Source organism: Nocardia asteroides (assembly GCF_021183625.1).
Lineage (GTDB): Bacteria > Actinomycetota > Actinomycetes > Mycobacteriales > Mycobacteriaceae > Nocardia > Nocardia asteroides_A.
Window position 1 is genome coordinate 5,977,142 of the sequence record NZ_CP089214.1, and the last position, 17,600, is coordinate 5,994,741.

Here is a 17,600-nt window from a genome sequence, read left to right on the forward strand (position 1 = left end):
CGCCGCGGATCGTGGCACATTGCAGGATTCCGATGCCTACGAAGGTAGACGAAACGGCCGAAATCGTGACCGTCCTAGAGGATCATTTGCGGCTGCTCACCGACGAATCGGGAGTATGAAACGAGCTCGAACAGAAAGATTTGCGCCGGCGGCTACCGCTGTGTCGTGGCGGCCATACCGGCGTGTGGACCGATGAGCGATCGTTCTGCTTCCCCGACCACTCCTACTCGAGGGAGTTGATACGGAAGGGACGAGGCTTTGGTCAATGCCAGCGGGATGTGCGACCCGATCCCCGTCACCCCGGCCGCGTGCCTCTCCGGTAGCCGGCGGGCACAATCTCGCCGGACGGAGGGGCGGCCAAGAGCCGGGATCATCGTAGATCGGCGAGCAACACGTCCAGGAGGGACTCCTCATGAACGATCAGACCGGTCCGGTGCATGGTCGAGGAGAGTTCGGGATCCCAGGGAGTGGGTACCTGCTGACCGGTGAGCGGAAGCCGATGGATGCCGGAATCGATGGCGGCGAGGTAGTCCGCCGCGGACATCCGCCACGGCTCGGCACCGATGGCGTGCAGCCGGGCGGCGATGCCGATGCCGGGCCAGTCGAAGTCGCCGTGGTAGCGAATCCGGACACGTTCGGCGAGCGCGATGCCCGCGGCGGACGGATTGCCGCTGAAACAGATGAGCGGTGCCGGTACCCCCCTCTCCGCCGCGCCTTGTAGCACCTGCGGGTTCTCGCAGGCGGCCACGGTGACCTCCGGTGCGGTCAGCGTGAGGGGGAAGGCGGCGAGTTCGGCGAGCGTGAGGTGGGTGACCAGCCCCAGCTCGGTACGGGTGCGCAGCATCGCCGACCACTGATCGCGCCCGGGCGGGCGCAGCCCCCAGGTGAGAACGGTGCCGGAGACCGCGTCGACGGTGATGCCCGCGAGCTGCCAGAGCGTGCTGCGATCGCGGGCGGTGAGCGGGTCGGGGCGATCGAAGGCCAGGCTCAGCGCGCGGATCGCAAGCCGACCGGCGAGCCGGTCGCCGTCGAGCGCGTGCGAATCCCCGGCCACGTCGGTGGCTAGCTGGCCGAGCATCCGAGATGGCTGTCGGTGGTCCAGAGCTGTCGCCACAGCCTTTGCAGCGGTGGCGAATTCGGCGCGGCCGGTCTCGGGGGTGCGCAGCAGGAGGCCGGTGCCGTGCAGCCACTGCTTCCACACCTCGATCCAGGGCGCCGCCGCCAGTCCGGTGTCGTCGAGCACCCGCTCCACCTCGGCCCACAGCGCGGTGACGGTGTCGGTGCGGGCCAGCCGCTCCGAGGGGCGATCGCGCAGCGGGCCGCCGGTCAGCTCGGCGAGCACGGTGACCAGACCGGATCCGGCGGCGCTCTGCCGCAGCGCCGCGTCGAGTTCGAAGATCGCGACAGTGCGGCGACCGGGGGTGACCCGGCGGCCGAGCAGCCCCGAGATCTTCTCGGCCGCGTCGGAATCGACATCCACCCTGACCGTGCCGGTGATGGCGTGCCCGGTGCGTTCGAGTCGTTCGCGCAGTTTCGCCCAGAACTCGGCCAGGCTCGGCGCGGCGAGATATTCGCGGGTGCGGGGTGGCAGGGGCATCAGCGACCGACCGCGGTGAGGAAGCTCTTGTTGCGCCCGTCCCAGCGGATGTGGGTCGGGACCACGCTGCTGTCGCCGATCCGGCGGATCTCGTAGATGTCCAGCGCGGGCACCTCGGGGACCGTACCCCAGAGCGCGTGGCCGGTCATCACGAAGTCGATGTCCAGCCGGACCAGCAATCCCATGAGTTCGCCGATCGCCCGCTCATCGACCTTGGCGAAGGCATCGTCGAGCAGGACCAGGCGCAGGGCGCCCGCGGCATCAGGGAGCCCGGAGAGGTAGCCGTCCGCGGCCGCGAAGAGCGTCACGTAGGAGACGAAGCGGGTCTCGCCCTGAGAGATCTTGGCGCGCCGCGAGATTCGCCTGGTCTGCCCCTGCTCGGGGCCGAGGATAGTGACCTCGACCGCGTGCCAGGCGCGGTAGTCGAGTGCTTCGCGCAGGTGGGCGGCGTATCCGGCGGCGGCGTCGGTGGCGTGCAGCCGCTCCACCCGCTCGCGGACCAGCGCGACCAGCTCCTCGCTGTCGTTGCCGGGACGCAGCTCGTCGGCCTTCCCGACGAGCTGCATGAGCCTGCGCAGCTCGGGGTCGGCATCGTTCAGTTCCCATCGGAGCCGCACCCCGATGTTGTGACTGGTCCTGGTGCCGGCGAGGCTGGCATTCATCGCGTCGACGAGGTTCCCGGCCTGCAGCACGCGGCTGCGCAGTTCGTCGGTGACATTGCCGAGGATGAACTCGGTGAAGACGTCGCGTTCCCGGTCGGTCAGTGCCTTCCGGCCGCGCTCGACCTTGTCGGTGAGGTGCGTGAGCACCGCGGGGAGGTCGTGGTGGTGCTCGGCGCCTTCGATGTGCACCAGGATCACGCCCGGCCCGTCGCTCTGCGAGATGTCGAGCTGACCGGTGGTACCCGCGCCGAATCGGGTGAGCGCGTTCCCCAGTTGCGCGTCGGTCGTCGCCTTGTGGCCGCGCAGGTGGGCGATGATCGCGTCCGCGGTGCCGGCGCAGGCCACCGCGTCCTGCGGGTCGGGAATCGGGTCGAGCGGGGTATCGGTCGCCGCGGCGGTGAATCCGGGGAGCCGGAGCCGCGCGGCGAGCAGTTCGGCCGCCAGCCGCAGCGCCGTAACGCCATCGCGCACGGCCACCTCGGAGAGGCGGTGGTCGGAGGTGGCCTGGATCTTCTCCCCGCGGGCCTCGTCGCGGCGCGCGGTCGCGGCACCGAGCTCGGCTCGCGTGCTCTGGAGTTCGGCTTCGCTGTTCGCTATCTCCGCGTTCAGCTCCTGCAGCGGCAGCGCGAGCGCCTCCCGGCGTGCCTCCAGCTTGACGGCTTCGCGCTGCCACAGGTCACGCCCGGTGCCCGCCGTCGTCTCGTCCTCCACCCGCTGGCTGCGGCTGTCGAGAAGTCGCTGGTAGGCACTGTCCGCCGCGGCGCTGTGCCGTTCGGCGTCCCGGCAGCTCCGCTCCAGCGCGGCGCAGGCGGCGCGGGCGGTCTCGCATCCCTCCCGTGACCGGAGGAGGTCGTCGATCTCGGCGGGGAGCCCGAATCCTGCGCACAGTGCTCGGTGTTCGCGCTCGGCTGTACGCCACGCCGCGCGTTGCGCGGTGGCCTCCACCCGTGCGGTGACGGCTTCGGCACGCAGCCGGGTGGCGTGGCCTGTCTGCGTCCGCGCGTGCTGCCTGGCGGCCACCAGCTTCTGCGAACGGGGTGCGGTGCGGATCAGGTCGTCCAGCTCGTCGCGGCGGTCGCGCAGCTCCCGCTCTTCACCGTCGAGTTCCGCCATCGCGGTGGCGATCTCGTTCAGCTCGCGCTCGATCTCGAGCAGTTCGGCGCGGCGCGCCGCGGCTCTGGCGGTCGCGCCGATATGGCGAGCGGCAGGCGGGCGATGCCTGCCGCTGAGTATGCCGTTGCGCCAGCTGCCATCCCCGGCTATGGCGGTCACCGCGTCCGGATCCTGCCACCCGACCGCGGCCAGGATCTGCTCGACCGCGGTGGTCACCTCCGGTGCGGCGGGGTCGGGCCGCAGCACCAGGGAGAGCGGCGCGGTGGCGGCCGGCTGCCCCGCGCGCAGCAGCACCTCGCCGTCTTCGGCGTGCAGTGCGCCCTCGGTGCCGCAGTAGGCGGTCAACAGGCCGGCGGCGAGCAGCGCGCCCTCGATCCCCGCGCGCTCGGATTCGGCCGTTTCGTCGCGGAAATCGACGGCCCGCCAGAGCGGGACGCCGCGGCCGATGGACTGCCACGGCGCCGTCGGTGGTTCGGGGTCATCGGCGGCCAGCAGCCGCACCTGCCGCTTCCGCAGCGCGCGGGTGTTCTCGCGGTGCTGCTCGACCTTGTGTGCGATCGCGGCCGAGCACCGGACGAGCCCGTCCCGGACCGGCCGCGCGAGCTCGGCAGCCAGCCCGTCCAGGCCGGTGAGCTGCGCGTCGTCGGCGTCGCCGCAGAGCGCCTCGGGATCAGCGAGCAGCGCGGCGAGGACGGGGTGTGCGCGGTCCACCTCCGGCAGCAGCCGGGTGGTGCCCGGATCGTCGAGCCAGTCGCGCCAGCCGCGGTTCATGCCGACGGCGAGCTCGTCCCTGGCCGCGTCGGCGTCCTCGGCCCGCGCCGCCGCGTCGGCGGCGGTGTGCTCCCGGTCCGCGGCGGCATCCTCGAGATTCCGAATCCGGCGGTGCTCGTCATCGAGCCGCCGCGCCTCCCGCATCCGCCGGTCGGCCTTGTCCCTCCGGTCGGCGGCTGCCCGGCCCGATGCCTCCGCGCCCGCCCTCGGCTCGGCGAGATCGCCGGGGACGAGCGTGAGCACCGCCGCCCGCGGGCGGGTGATCGGGATCGGCGCCTGGTCGAGGGAATCCATGACGGCATCGATGGTCTGCTGCTCATTCTTGGCCTCCACCCCGATCGAGCCGGGCAGCCTGCCGTGCGGGAGGTCGATGGCGGCGAGCGCGGCCACCGCACCGCGAAGTGCCGCACCCGCCTCGGCCGCAGCCTCGCGCAGCCCCGCCGCTGCGTCGGTATACCGCTGCGCGGCGGCCGCCTCCGCCGCCCGGGAACGCCGTGCGGTGCCGAGCCCCTGCTCGGCCGCGCTACGCCGCGCGGCCACCGTCGACTCGTACTGTTCCAGGTCTTTCAGGTCCTCGAAGAGCGGACGTTCGCGCAGTGCGGTGATGGCGTCCTTCAGCTCTGCCTTGGTCGCCGTCAGCTCGGCCACCTCGACCTCGGCGGCGCTCTCGGCCGCCTCGAAGCCATCGCGCGCAGCGGCGAATCCGTCGCGGGTCCGCCGGGCCTCGAGGAGACCGGTGGCCGCCGTCCGCAGCGCTGCGGCACTCTCGGTGAGCACGCCGGCGGCATACCCGCGGTAGACCGCGTGGAAGCGCCTGACCTGCTCCAGGGTCCCCGCCAGCTGTTCCTGCGCCAGCCGGGTCGCGGTGAGCCCGTCCAGCCGTTCCCCCGCTGCTTCCAGGGTCCGCTCGTTCAGCGGCGGCAGCGCGTCGGAGAGGATCTGCGGGAGCCTTCCCTCATCGATCCGGTTGCCGACGTCGGGGGAGCGCAACGTGTGCAGCAACTGGATCAGCCCCGTGAACCGATCCCGGTCGGCTTCGCCGTGCAGCCCGAACACGCGGGCGCGGACATGCTCCCGGTGCTGGTCGGCGTCGGTCAGCGTGTCGGCGCCGATCAGGTCGCGCAGCCGTTCCCGGGAGAGCGCCTCCCGGTCGCCGTCGAGCAGCGGCAGCTCCGGGCCGACCCGTTTGCCGGTGACGAAGAACAGCACCTCCGACCGGTGCGCCGACGCGCTGTACCTGATGTGCGCGCCGAGCGTGAGATGCTCGCCGGGGCGCGCGAGCTCGAGCCAGAGGTAGCCGATCCGGTTGGTCTGGTCGCGGCGGCCGGTGCGCATGAGCTCGTCCAGGCTGACCTTCTGCGACCCGGTCGCGTCCATCCGCCGCCGGTCCGCATCGAGCAGGAACGGCAGCAGCATCTCCAGCGCCCGCGACTTCCCCGACCCGTTCGCGCCGCGCAGGATCAGCCTGCCCCCCGAGATGGCGAACTCGGTGTCCAGGTAGTGCCAGACATTGACGACGCCGGCGCGGACGAGCCGCCAGCGCTCCTCGAAGTGTTTGACCGGTGCGGTGTTCACGACGATTCCTCCTCCGGCACCTCGAGCGTGAGCTGGGTGGTCACCGTGATCCGCGGCCGATACCGGTGCGCGGGCGGCAGCAGGCGCAACCCGTCGTCCCGCTCTTCGGCGAGGCACAGCGACCGCAGCAGGGCGACGATATCCGCGCGCAACCGCTGCGGGGCGTCGCCGTACTCGGCCTTCCAGATTCGCCGGTGCCGCTCGATCAGCGCGCCGAGCACGGCATCGACGACGTCCCACCCGAAGTACTCGCCCCCGGCCCGGTCGGCGAGCTCGCCGATCAGCAGCAGCGCGGCCTGCTTGACCGTGCCGGGGCCGGGGAAGGCGATATCGCCGAGTGCGTCGGCGGGGTCGTAGGCGAGTGCGCCCTCGGCCCTGACCTCCAGGGTCAGGCCGAAGTTGTCGTTGAGCAGCCGGGCAAGTTCGTTCCGCTCCCTGGAGAGCGCATCGAGCTCCTCCGGGCTCAGGTTCTCGCGCAGCACGGCCGGATTCTCGGTGAGCCTGCGGCGGAGCCGCTGGCGGGGAGCCGCGGTATCCGGGGCCAGCACCTCGTCCGGCCCGACGGCGGGCCCGATCGATCGAATCAGGATGTGCGGCAGCAGCGGCCTGCACACCGTCAGCAGCCCCTCGCCCTCCGGGCCGTCACCCCACTGCGCGACGGTGCCGTCGGTTTCGGTCAGCACTCCCCACTCGATCAGCACACCGAGCGCGGCTACCAGCCGCCTGCGCCCCGGTAGCCCGTCGGACAGCGTGATTCGCTGTTCGGCGGCGTCGGCGCGCATCTGGGCGACCAGTTGCGAGATCAGGATCTGTTCCCCGGCGCCGGGCGCGAGCAGGGCAGCGCAGGCCAGCGCGACGAGCGTGTAGGTCGCGGCGTCCAGCGGAGTCCCGCTGCGGCGGGCGAGCTCGCGCAGCGGCGCGTCGGCCTCCGGCGGTGATTTGGCCAGCCGCGCGAAACCCGATTCGACGACCAGCGAATAGCCGAGCTGGGTACCGAACATCGTGCGCAGCGCGGCCGCGTGCCGCCTGATCAGGGCGAGCGACTCCGGGGCGCGCGCCGCCGTCACGATCGGCGTCTCCAGCAGTGTGCGGGCGGCCTCGCGCACCGCGGTCGCGTCGTGCGAACGGGTGCCGAGCGACCGGGCGTCGTCGTTCATCGGGCCACTCGCACGACCCCGGCCACGCTGCCGTCCACCGGGCGGACCGAGAGCCTGCACCCGTCGATGGTCAGCGTGCCGTCCGGGGATTCGACCCGGGTCCGGCCACCGGCCGCGCCCGTGATCGTCAGGCCGAGATCGTGGTCGACGAGGGCGGTGTCCCCCGCGAAGTCCGTGTGCAGCGCGAGCAGCCTGGACAGCAGCTCGAGCAGAACCGCGCGGCCCGCCGCCGAGAGCTTCGCGCCGTCGAGATCCCCGCAGGCGAGCAACTCGGCGGCGGCTTCGCGGTGGCGTTGCGCCTCGGCGCGGGCGGCGGCTTCGATGATCCTGCGGTCGGCGCTGGAATCCGGGACCCGCGACGTCCGCCCGCGGGAAACGCGATTTCCGCGCTCGCGCAGCGAGATCGGGACGTCGATGGGGTCCGCTGCGGTCCACGATGTCGTCGGTGACACCCGCGGGTCGGGTTCATCGGGGCCGAGACCGAGATGCCGGGTCGGCCATGCCCCGAATGCCGCCGCGAACAATCGGCTCGCCTCCTCGTCGGAGGAGTGGTCGAGCCAGTTCGCCAGGCGCAGGAGATCGGCGCGGCGGGAGTACCCGGTGCGGGACGAATCGAGGATGCGTTTGGCATTGGCGATCAGCTGGCCGAGCGCCTGCCCGGCGGCGTTACGCAACTGCCCTGGACCCGAATCGGCCCCCGAATACCACTGGTGCAGCTGCGCCCAATCGGTGCGCGACCTACCCTCCGAACGCTCCACCGCGACCTCGTCACCGAGGCTCAGCCCCGGCAGCGCGTCGAGAACGGCCAAGAGTTCCTCGATCCGGGGCAGCACCCGGTCCAGCGCGCGGGCGATCAGCGGGGCGTGCCGGTTGACGTCGGCGTTGATCAGGTCGACGTAGTCCAGCAGCAGCTCCTTGAACCGGGCGTACTCCTCGCCGCCCAGATCGAACCGGGAGAGCACCCCGGAGAGGTAGGCGTAGAAATCGGTGACGCTCGCGGTGAACAGCCGCTGATTGTTGAAGATGGTCGTCACGATGCCCGCCAGGCGCTCGTCCCGCTCCGCGCCCGCGACGGCGTCCAGCAGTGCCGGAATCTCCGCGAGCGCGTCCGCGATCCGGCCGAGCAGCTCGCGGGCGACCTCGCGCGCGCCATCGGCGGTGGCCATGATTTCCAGAGCGCTCCGGTGCACCCGGCCACCGAGGCTGGAGACCTGGTAGCGCGAGCGCGCCCGCAGGTACTCGGCCACCGTGTTGACCCGCGCGTCGCGCAGCGAAGGAACCAGATTCCCCCAGCGGACCAGCTGTTTGCACCGAGCCTCAACAACCTCGGCCGGCAGCGTCGTCCCCGCCGCCGCCAGCTGCTCGGCCACCGCCGCCGCCGACATGTCGGCGAGCAGCGAAGCCGTGAACAGCGACATGATCGCGAGGTAGTCGCCGCTTTCCTCCGCGGCCAGATAGCGGAACAGGTCGAGGTTCGCCACCCCGCCCGGTTCATTCCTCGATTGCGAACCACCCCCGTTGCGCATATCGACCACGATAGAGCGGGGCACCGACATCGTGTCGAGCTCGTCGTCGGTCAGTTCACCGTGACACTATCGATCACCACCGGTTGCCGTGGTGAGCCATCGTCTGCGCTGCGCGAATAGTCGTGACCGGCGGCCACGATGCTGCGGAGTGTGCTCATCCCCTCCTCGTCGATCGAGCCGAAGATTGTGTACTCGGGAGGTTGCCAGGTGGAGCCGTGCGCGAAAAAGAATTGGCTGCCGTTGGCGCCGGTGCCGAACTTCGCCATGGCGACGGTGCCGCGCGGGTAGTCGATGTAGTCCCGGTATGACGTCGCTGCGGTGGTGACGGGGTACTCGTCGTCGAACGAGTACCCCGGTCCACCGCTACCGGTTCCGGTCGGGTCGCCGCATTGCAGAATGTTCAAGCCGAAGGTGGCTGTCAGTCGGTGACAACCAGAGTCGTCGAAGTATCCCTGCTGAACCAAGCTGACGAAACTGTTCACGGTGCAGGGTGATTCGGCATTGCGCAGGGTGATCCCGATTCTGCCGTAATTCGTCAGCATGGTTGCCGAGGTCGTGCCGGTCGCACGGACGCCTTGGACGGTTTCGGGGGTGTGCACCGGGTGGGCAGAGGCCGTGCCGTTCTCCCGATAGGTGCAGTCGACGGTCGCGGGAGGCGGTGGTGGCGTACTGCTGCTGCTGGTGGTGCCGGCGCGGCTGGCGCCACCCGTAGCGGAGTACAGGCTGAGCAGCCACAGCGGCAGCGCGAGAGTGATCGTCACCGCGGCCACGAGGGTGGCGACGACTCCGCCTCGGGTCAGGCGGAAGCGTCCCGCGCGCCGCGCGGCCACCCGGACGGGATTCGGTGCCGACGGGAACACGACCGGCGCTGGCGAGAACGCGACCGGCGCCGGCGGGAACGCGACGGGTGGCGCGACAGCCGCCGTGGTCTCGATCGAGACCACGGCCGCCCGGGTCAGCTCCAGGCAGCTGCCGAAACGCTCACCCGGATGTTTGGCGAGCCCTTTGAGCAGCACGCGATCCAGCTCGGGGGGGATACCCGCGCGCCGGCCGCTCGGCGGTTGCGGTGCCTCGTGCAGGTGCCCGGCGATCACCGCTCCGGCCGTGTCGGCCTCGAACGGGGTGGTTCCGGTCAGCAACCAGTAGAGCGTGCAGGCGAGCGAGTACTGATCTGCCCGGCCGTCCAGGGGAGTTCCGCCGAGTTGCTCCGGCGCCGCATAGGCGAGTGTGGCCAGCACGGTTCCGGTCCGGGTGAGGCCGGGGGCGTTGTCCCGCAGCCGGGCGATCCCGAAATCGGTGAGCAGGGTCTGGTGTCCGCGACCAGGAACCGGGCGAGCGATCAGCAGATTGGCGGGCTTGACATCGCGGTGCAGCACACCGGCCGCGTGCGCGTAGTCGAGCGCGTGCGCCGCCTCGGTCGCGATGAGCGTGGCCTGCCGCAGGGTCAGCTCCGTCGGGCAGATCTGCGCGGCGTCCACGCCGTCGACGTAGCGCATGGCGAGCCATGGTCGCCCCTCGGCTATTCCGCGATCGTAAACGGTCACGATGTTCGGATGTTCGAGCCGCGCGACGAGATCGCCCTCCCGGTCGAACCGGGCGCGGCCCTCCGCGTCCGCGGCCAGCTCGCCGCTCAGCACCTTCAGCGCCACCGACCGGGGCAGCCGGGGATGCCGCGCGAGGTACACCGACCCCATGCCGCCCCGGCCGAGTTCTCCCTCTATTCGAAAGCCCGCGAAGACCTCCCCGGGACGCAACATTCCCGCACTCCTCCCCATTGGTGCGCCAGAACCGTACACCCTCGAACAGCATTGTGCCGGTGCGCAATCCGCTGAGGTGCCCGACCCACTCAGCTGCCGAGTAACTCCGAGCGCTTCCCGCTCCACGTGACGACCACCTGGTCCCGCGCGCGCAGGCGGACGTAAGGGCCCTTGAACATGCCCTCGAGGGGGTGGCCGACGAAGTCGATGAGCGCGGCCTGGGCGTCCGGGTCGGTGAGGGCGAAGGTGGTCGCGAGGTAGTCGGTCAAGCCTTCGCGCAGGTGGTCGGCCTGCAACGTAGGCAGGAGTGCCCCCATGTACTTCGCTCCTCGGTCGTCGATTCGATCACCCGGTCCCCGCGGATCGACGCTATCGCAGTGGGGTCTGTCGCGGGTGATCGCGTGCTTGTCCGGAGGGCACCGTGGGTGGGTGAACGCTTCCGGCCGGTACCGGTGCCGGAGGCTGCTGGTACCGTCGTCCCGTGAGCGATACCGGGGGGACGCTATCCGTCGACACTCTTGCCACCAGCCCTGCTCGAGCCCTGTCATGAGCGAACAGTTCTCGGTGAATCTGGAGGAGATCGACAATATCGTCAGCCGCCTCTCCGGGCTCGCGAGCTTCGTCGCCGATCACCTCGACGACATCGATGACAAGGTCGCCGGTTTGGTCGGCACCGGCTGGGAAGGCGTGGCCGCACAGGCGTACTCCACGGCACACCGGGAGTGGCTGACCGGTGCGCGGGAGTTCACCGAGGGCCTGCGCACGATGAGCGACGCCGCGAAGAGAGCGCACGGCCGCTACAGCGCGGCGGCCGAGGTCAACAGGCAGATGATTCAAGGCGGGTAGCGATGACCTGGATCATCGACACCGGCATGTACCTCGACGCGTCGAAGAAATGCCAGCAACTCGCCTCCGACATCAACCTCGCCCTGGGGCCGCTGCACCGGACCCTGGTGAGCGACTGCGCGGGCATGGCAGGCGATCACGAGAAGTCCCTGGCCTGGACCACCGGTTACGACCAGCATGCCCGCGACATCGTCACCCTGACCGCGGCCCTGTGCAACGCCCTCCAGCGCTTCGGCGATTTCCTCGCCGCCGCCGGCTACAACTGGTGGCACTCCGACAGCACCCGCGCCACCGGCGCCGCGCCCCCGCGCCCGAGCACCTCCGAACCGTTCTACGACTCCGGGATGCAACTCCCACCCAGCGCCAAAGGCGACAACGGCACGGGAATCGACACCTCGATCACCGGTCTGATGGAACAGGTCGGTCGCATCCCCAACGGGGATGTCACCAAGCTCGGAATCGCGAAGGACGCGTGGAAAACGTTCGCAGGCAACAGCTCCATCACCGGCGCCGCCGAGCGGATCAACGGCGTCACTGCGAAATTCAGCGGCAGTTCCGACCCGCTCGTGGTCGACATCGAAGAGAAGCTGACAACGCTGCGGAACGCGGCACAGCTGGTAGCCGATGCCGCCGCAGGACTGGCCGTCCCGGTCGCCGACCACCACGAGGCGCTGGGCACGATGCGCGACGACATCAACTCGGCGGTTGCCTCGGCGACCGGGGAAATCGCCGCCGCTGTCGCGATCACCGTCGCCGTTGTCGCCATCGTGGCGGTGTTCTCCGCCGGCACGGCAGCCGCGCCCGCTGCCGCCGGCGGCGCCGTGGTCACCGTGGAGATCGTTGCCGCCACCGCCTCGATCATCCGCAACACCGTCTCGATCAGCCGCCTGCTCGTCCTCTTCGGCGCGGTCACCGCCGTCGGTAGCGCGGCCGGTGTCTTCACCGCGATTCCCGACCTCACCCAGAACGGGATCAACGCTGCGCTGGCGAGCATCGCCGCGATGACGGTCAAGATCGTCGAGGGTGACAACGAGGGCGGTGCCGCATCGACCCCGACCGCAAAGACGGTCGAGGAGAAGGCCGCAGCGGTGGAAGAGATCGTTACCGACGACGCCGGAAATCCGATCGGGTGGGAGGACGCCGACGGTGTTCGAATTGTGTCCGCGGCCGAAGTCGAACGTGCTCACCAAGAACTCATCGCCAGGCTGGGGCCACCCGATTCTGTGAAGCATACTGACAAGGGGGACGTCGAGGTATGGAATGTCTCTGAAGATCCCAAATCGACTATCAATTATCGGTCATTCAGCCGTTCGGGCGGGCCGACGATCGATTACAACAACGTACCGGGGGTGGAGGTCAAAAGATGGCATATCGGCAAGTGATGCTATATAAACATCTCTACGCACCCGTCGCGGAGGTTTGAGTGGAAGTCGACAGAATCCTCGAATATAGAACGCAATCATTCATCAACTTCCGTGATTTTGATTTCGATGACCGCGGAAAGCATCGTTTCCGCTGGATCGACATCAAGAAGTTCGCCTTCGAGCTGACGGAGTGGGATGATCGGTTGATACTCCAAGCTCTGATCGCGAACCCGGAGTTTCCGGACGACTATGTCGGTGGTGGAGTCGATCGCGAAGGACTCCGGCACGGGCCTTATTGGCGAGCCAGTATTACGCCGGAAGCGTATCGCAAGATCGATACCGTGTCTGCCCTCGATATATTCGGCGGATGGCTTTCCGGGTGCGGCGTAATTCCTGCCGAGCTGGATTCCGCGATAGCGCGCGAGGTTCGCGATCCGATGCGCACAGCTGACAGCCGCTACCTTCTCCGGGAACTCGGCAGCTCCGCCTCCAATGATTATGGGGACATTCATATCGAATTTCATGAATTCGTGCTCATCAGCGAGGTCGAGAAATCTGTACTTCTGGTGGTGGCGACTGACGACTGACCTGGTGAGCATCGGTGTCGGGGCCGTTGATTGCGCCTATGCGGTGACTGGGCGTCGCTGAACGATTTCGACGTCATCGTGACGAGGCTCGAGCCCGACAACGCAGCGCGAACTATCTACCCGGTTCCGTGAAAAGGCTCAAGTGGGAATCGCAATAATGTGTCTTCGAGATGACCAGCCTCCGGCGAGCGCGCGTGGCGGGCTGCGTCCTGTAAGGCGCACGCGGTCGAATTCGGGGACCGGTAGATATCGGTGTCGATTCTCCGACCTTGATCGATGGGGTGGACCTGGCTGGCCGAGAAGCAGGCGTCGGATGTCGAGGTCTTCCAGACAGAGAAAGATCTTCGCCACGATGAACAAGAAATCCGAGCATTTTCTGCTCTACACGATCTCGGACGACTGGACACCGCTCAGCGACTTCCACGTCGTTCTCCAGAAGCTGGAGCCGGAGCGCTTCGACCGCGCTTTCGTGCTGGACGCGATGCGCAGTCTGGGCGAACGAGGACTCATCCGATTCGGTTCCTTCACCGCGCCGGTGAGGCCGTGGACCCCCTGGGAGCTGTCGGTCGAGGATTCGATCTCGCGCGTCGCGCACGGGTTCGACGAGCACGTGGGCTATCTGGCCTCGAGCGACGGCGAGGTGCATCACACCGAGATATTGAGAGCCGAGATCACCGAGGCAGGCGTCGAGCTGCTGCGGGAACTCGGCGATCCGTACGAGATCCACGGCGATCCGTGGATCGACGACCTTTCGGGGTGAGGTGTCCACGGCTGTCGCCTCATCGCTCGCCGCACCCGAATCTCATCTCCAAGAGCGTCTGCTCACCTCGCAGTACCGCGCTCCGTTGCGAATCGGACAACCCATTGATCCCGCGCAGCGCCGCACCGCCCTCGACTCGGTCGATACTGACGAAACAGCCGTCTCGATAGTTGCCATGAACGAGCCAGGTCTTCCCGTTCGCAGGGCTGGGCTTGTTCATCTCGATGAATCCCGCTCCCGGCGAGGTGATCCGATCCTGCGGCCGATCGACTACCGGACCGATATACACCTTCGTGACCAGCAAGCCGCCGAGATCCGCCTTGGTGAGCGAGACCTCCTCGAATCCGGACACGACGGCCGCGGTCGCATGCTGCACTTCCCGCGGCGGATCCACCCTGATGCGAATCTGGTTGAAGATGACGAGCCCGGCGGCGGCCACCGGCGAGAAATCGACGACCAGCAGCAGCCCGATCACGACGTATCTCGCCGTCTTTCGTGCCCAGTTCCCGACAGCACCGGCCAGGCGTCCGGGCCGGATGTCCTCGGGGCTGTCGTCATAGCCCTCGGTCCAGTGATCTTCGCCGATCTTGTAGCGCAGGACGTCGGAGCCGGCCGGCTGATCGCAGAACTCCGGCTGCTCACGGAGCCGGTCGTCCTGTCCCACGGGGATCCCGCCGATGTGAAAACTGTCGGGCCGATCGTGGAATCCAGGTAGGGCGCGAGTTCGCTCGATTGCTCGCCCGGCGTCCGCTCGGCTCGGGTATCGCCCGATGATCCGGACGAATTCGGTGCCATCGTCCGATACATACCGGTGTTGCAGGAGGAAGATCTCCCTCCTGGGATCCCCGCCCCGACTCTCCATCCGGCTCCCCACTTGCCCGTATCGTGCTGGATCAACTTACCCGCTCGGCACCGAGCGGGAGTGCCGGGACGAGAGGTGGTCCAGCGTGTCCGGTTACGGAAGGCCGCGAGCGGGGAGGAGTATCGAGCAATTGGCGGGGCCTTGGCCGCCTCCTGGTCACGACGCCACCGGACTGGCCCGAACAGTTCACCGATTGCGCCGAATTCCGTTGTCCGAGTTGTCGGCCGAGGACATTCGAATCCTGCTCGGTCAGCGGGATGCGGTTCCGGTCCTGCTCCCGATAGCGCTCGACATGATCGACCTCGATCCGCTGGCTGCCGGTGACGTGTATCCGGGCGCCCTGCTCGCCGCCGTTCTGCGCGCGGTGACAGTCAGCGGCGCGAGCGCGGCGGATTCCGATCGCCTGCGCGCGGCGATCGAGCACATCCGGGAGCGTGAAGATGGATCGGTGCCGGCCGAACTCTGGGAACGCGCCGACGAATTGGGGCTGAGCTGACCGGATGTCGCGACCGAGTGCCCTGCGGCATGGCGATCCCGCGAAAAGCGCCGTCACCTCGGTAACCTGACCCTCGAGCCAGGGAGGGGCCATGACGCAGAAGTACCAGCAGATGAGGATCGAGCACTTCCGCGACGACTACCGCGAACGCATCTACGACCCGCACATCCGCGAGCTGAACGAGTACGTCGACAAGCTGCGCGCCCGGAAGCCGGGCCAATTCGTCCCGCACGTCTCGCCGGAGTTCGGCGGCCGCGAGGCCCGGCTGCTCCTACTGACGCTGTCGCCGGGGGAGAAGACCAAACTCGAGGCGGCCGGCGGCTCGGGCATGCTCTCGGTCGAGAACAGCGACCCTGCTGCCGCGCGGATTGCGGAAGCGCTCGACCATGCCGGCATCGACCGGTCGGACTGCGTCGGCTGGAACATGTATCCCTGGTTCGTGCAGGGGCTGGGCGAACTCCGCAAACCGGTGCAGGATCCGTACCTGCTGGAGGGCACGGACCATCTCATCCAGGTGATCGCCCGGCTGCCCCGGCTGCGCGCCGTTTTCGTCTTCGGCGCGGTTCCTGAGCGTGGGTGGGGCTTCTTCCGGCGGTCTTACCCCAGAACGGTGCGTAGCTTGCGGTGCTTCTGGCACCGCAGCACCGGGCCGAAGGGGTACATCTGGTCGGCGCAGCAGCAGGCGATCTGGCGCCAGGAGCTCTTGGCAGAGATGGCCGCGGCGAAGCATGCGATTACCTGACGGGCTCGTTCAGCTCCGGTGAGCCCGCCCGAACCCCGAGCCGAGCTCATGGTGCGGCCGCGCGCGCCGAAACCGGAGCGGTTCCCTGTGCCCTATGCTGGGCCGCGAACCTTTGGGGAGGAGTTCGTTCATGAATCCTGGGCCGCCGCCGTCACAACCCGCATACCGGCCGCCGCCGTTTCAGGCGAGAAGCGATCGCGATGTGCTGTCGCCGAATCAGCGGATCGTATTCTTTGCCGCCTTCCTGTTCCTCGGGGTCGGCTCATTGGTTGCGACGGTGGCGGTGGCTTATTTCACCTGGTCTTCGGATCTTCAGGAATGGGTAACTTCTGATTCGCGTTTTCGACATGATTCCCCATCGCTGTTCAAATATTTTCTCGGGTCGATATTGTATGTCGCTGCTTTCGGGGGCCCGCTTCTCTTGGTGCTCGCTGTGCTCAAAGACAGGTTGCGAAGGTACATGATGGAGAGGCCGGTTCGAAGCTGACCGGTGTGGGTTGCTGTTGGAATGTGAAGCATTAGAGCGGAGGCGCGCCGGAGATCGAGGTTGTTCACCGTGCTCGCGATCGGTAGCGCCGTGTGAGATGCGATCGCCGATGCCACTGGGCCGGGCTGTCGCTCGGAGCGTTGTCTTCGCGCCCGCGTGCCGTCCGGACGGCCGTGGTTCGATGGGGCTGGGAACCAAGGGCGGTTACCTCGCGTCCAATCAATCGACGGGCCGTGGTTCCCGTCACCGATCGACAGGGGAGTAGCTGTGCCGAAGGCCGTCGTCTACCGGGCCGTGATCTGCGGGCTCGCCGGGATTGCCGCACTCACCGGCTGCACCGGCAGCGAGGGGTCGGCGGGGCCGACCACGACCGTGCGCGATCTGGACAAGATCGAGGTGTTCAATCCGTGCCGGGGAGCGTTGTCCGACGAGACACTGCGTGCGGCCGGGCTCGATCCGGCCAGCAAGAGCATTACCACCGATCCCGCGACCGGGGTGTCGGCGTGGCGAGTTTGCAACTGGGCTCCGTCGGATGACCGCTACGGCGCCGGTAAACGCCGAGTCGCAGTCTTCTCGACCAGCCGCCTGCTGGACGACGTGTACAAGAAGGAATCGGTGACCGTGCTTCGAGAGACCACAGTCAACTCCCGCCGTGGGCTGGTCTCCACCGAAAGGAACGACCCTGACAGCTGTTACGTCTCGTTCGAGGCCGAGCAGGGCATGTTCGAGGTCAACGCGGCTTGGTTGAGCACCGAAGGCCCGCGCGTGGGTGACCTGTGCGACATGGCTGCCCGTTATGCGGCTGTCCTGGAACCCCACCTACCCCGCTGATCGACCTGAGGCGTCATAATGACCGAGGACCAAGCAGCCCACTGGCGAAATCTGAAACATCAGGCGATCAATGGGGATTTGCGGCTCGATGAAGGGGTCGGGCAAGCGCTCGCCGAGGTAGTCGACCAATACATCACCGCACTCGAACAGCAGAAGCGTGAAGCGCGATATCTCGAGCACTTGACCGGCTGGGGCACCCTGCCTTCAGCCCAGGCGATCCGCCAGAAACTCGAAGCCAAGGCCGTTGCCGGCAGCGCGGAAGACCCGGACGATTCGGCAATCAATCGCCTCGACCAGCACATCGCCATCGCCCGCGACCAACGCGACACCTTCCTCGCGGCGATCGGCAGACTCCTATCCACCGAGCAACAGTCCGCAGACGATCTCGGCTCGACCGGGCGGTGAGATCGAACCCGAACACGCCGCGTTCGGTAGCCCGGGCTTCCGGCGCGCGGCGGTGACCTTCG

General features: G+C 68.3%; 16 protein-coding genes. 9 read left to right on the forward strand and 7 right to left on the reverse strand.

Features of this window, described 5'->3' with window-relative positions; all coding sequences use genetic code 11:
• Positions 1–370 precede the first annotated feature (370 nt).
• The 6 genes from LTT61_RS27590 to LTT61_RS27615 all read right to left on the reverse strand — a co-directional run bounded on the left by LTT61_RS27590 (position 371) and on the right by LTT61_RS27615 (position 10,475).
• Positions 371–1,597, reverse strand: coding sequence for a TIGR02679 family protein (locus LTT61_RS27590; protein ID WP_233016926.1), 1,227 nt, complete (start codon positions 1,595–1,597; stop codon positions 371–373).
• Entirely contained in the window at positions 1,597–5,718 is a 4,122-nt protein-coding gene (locus LTT61_RS27595) for a TIGR02680 family protein (protein WP_233016927.1), read from the reverse strand. Before LTT61_RS27595 ends, LTT61_RS27590 begins: the two co-directional genes overlap by 1 nt.
• Complete coding sequence (locus LTT61_RS27600) at positions 5,715–6,875, reverse strand: TIGR02678 family protein (RefSeq protein WP_233016928.1); 1,161 nt, start codon at positions 6,873–6,875, stop codon at positions 5,715–5,717. Before LTT61_RS27600 ends, LTT61_RS27595 begins: the two co-directional genes overlap by 4 nt.
• Positions 6,872–8,356, reverse strand: a complete 1,485-nt coding sequence (locus tag LTT61_RS27605) for a TIGR02677 family protein (RefSeq protein ID WP_233016929.1) — start codon at positions 8,354–8,356, stop codon at positions 6,872–6,874. The genes LTT61_RS27600 and LTT61_RS27605 overlap by 4 nt, the downstream gene beginning before the upstream one ends.
• 95 nt (positions 8,357–8,451) lie before the next feature.
• Positions 8,452–10,158: a protein kinase domain-containing protein gene (locus LTT61_RS27610; RefSeq protein ID WP_233016930.1), complete on the reverse strand. Its 1,707-nt coding sequence runs from the start codon at positions 10,156–10,158 to the stop codon at positions 8,452–8,454.
• 89 nt (positions 10,159–10,247) lie between these two features.
• The gene (locus tag LTT61_RS27615; RefSeq protein ID WP_233016931.1) at positions 10,248–10,475 is read right to left on the reverse strand and encodes a hypothetical protein; all 228 of its coding nucleotides are present in this window, start codon (positions 10,473–10,475) and stop codon (positions 10,248–10,250) included.
• A gap of 229 nt (positions 10,476–10,704) precedes the next feature.
• Here LTT61_RS27615 and LTT61_RS27620 point away from each other — a divergent pair, with 229 nt between their 5' ends.
• The 4 genes from LTT61_RS27620 (at position 10,705) to LTT61_RS27635 (ending at position 13,715) form a co-directional block, all read left to right on the forward strand.
• Positions 10,705–11,004, forward strand: a complete 300-nt coding sequence (locus tag LTT61_RS27620) for a WXG100 family type VII secretion target (protein WP_233016932.1) — start codon at positions 10,705–10,707, stop codon at positions 11,002–11,004.
• A 2-nt stretch (positions 11,005–11,006) separates the two neighbouring features.
• Entirely contained in the window at positions 11,007–12,386 is a 1,380-nt protein-coding gene (locus LTT61_RS27625; protein ID WP_233016933.1) for a hypothetical protein, read from the forward strand.
• 41 nt (positions 12,387–12,427) lie between these two features.
• Positions 12,428–12,955 carry a hypothetical protein gene (locus LTT61_RS27630; protein ID WP_233016934.1) on the forward strand — a complete coding sequence of 176 codons (528 nt, stop codon included), beginning with the start codon at positions 12,428–12,430 and terminating at the stop codon, positions 12,953–12,955.
• Between the two features lie 352 nt (positions 12,956–13,307).
• Complete coding sequence (locus tag LTT61_RS27635) at positions 13,308–13,715, forward strand: hypothetical protein (RefSeq protein WP_233016935.1); 408 nt, start codon at positions 13,308–13,310, stop codon at positions 13,713–13,715.
• 19 nt (positions 13,716–13,734) lie between these two features.
• Here LTT61_RS27635 and LTT61_RS27640 read toward each other — a convergent pair whose 3' ends face one another.
• Entirely contained in the window at positions 13,735–14,379 is a 645-nt protein-coding gene (locus LTT61_RS27640) for a hypothetical protein (RefSeq protein ID WP_233016936.1), read from the reverse strand.
• A gap of 106 nt (positions 14,380–14,485) precedes the next feature.
• Between LTT61_RS27640 and LTT61_RS27645 the strand changes: the two genes are divergently transcribed.
• The 5 genes from LTT61_RS27645 (at position 14,486) to LTT61_RS27665 (ending at position 17,538) form a co-directional block, all read left to right on the forward strand.
• On the forward strand, positions 14,486–15,073 hold the full coding sequence (locus LTT61_RS27645; protein WP_233016937.1) for a contact-dependent growth inhibition system immunity protein: 588 nt from the start codon (positions 14,486–14,488) through the stop codon (positions 15,071–15,073).
• A 91-nt stretch (positions 15,074–15,164) separates the two neighbouring features.
• Complete coding sequence (locus tag LTT61_RS27650) at positions 15,165–15,815, forward strand: hypothetical protein (protein ID WP_233016938.1); 651 nt, start codon at positions 15,165–15,167, stop codon at positions 15,813–15,815.
• 130 nt (positions 15,816–15,945) lie between these two features.
• Entirely contained in the window at positions 15,946–16,302 is a 357-nt protein-coding gene (locus LTT61_RS27655; RefSeq protein WP_233016939.1) for a hypothetical protein, read from the forward strand.
• Between the two features lie 267 nt (positions 16,303–16,569).
• A complete protein-coding gene (locus tag LTT61_RS27660) occupies positions 16,570–17,133 on the forward strand; it encodes a DUF3558 domain-containing protein (RefSeq protein ID WP_233016940.1) in 564 nt (187 codons plus the stop codon).
• 18 nt (positions 17,134–17,151) lie between these two features.
• Entirely contained in the window at positions 17,152–17,538 is a 387-nt protein-coding gene (locus tag LTT61_RS27665; protein ID WP_233016941.1) for a hypothetical protein, read from the forward strand.
• Positions 17,539–17,600: the final 62 nt, after the last annotated feature.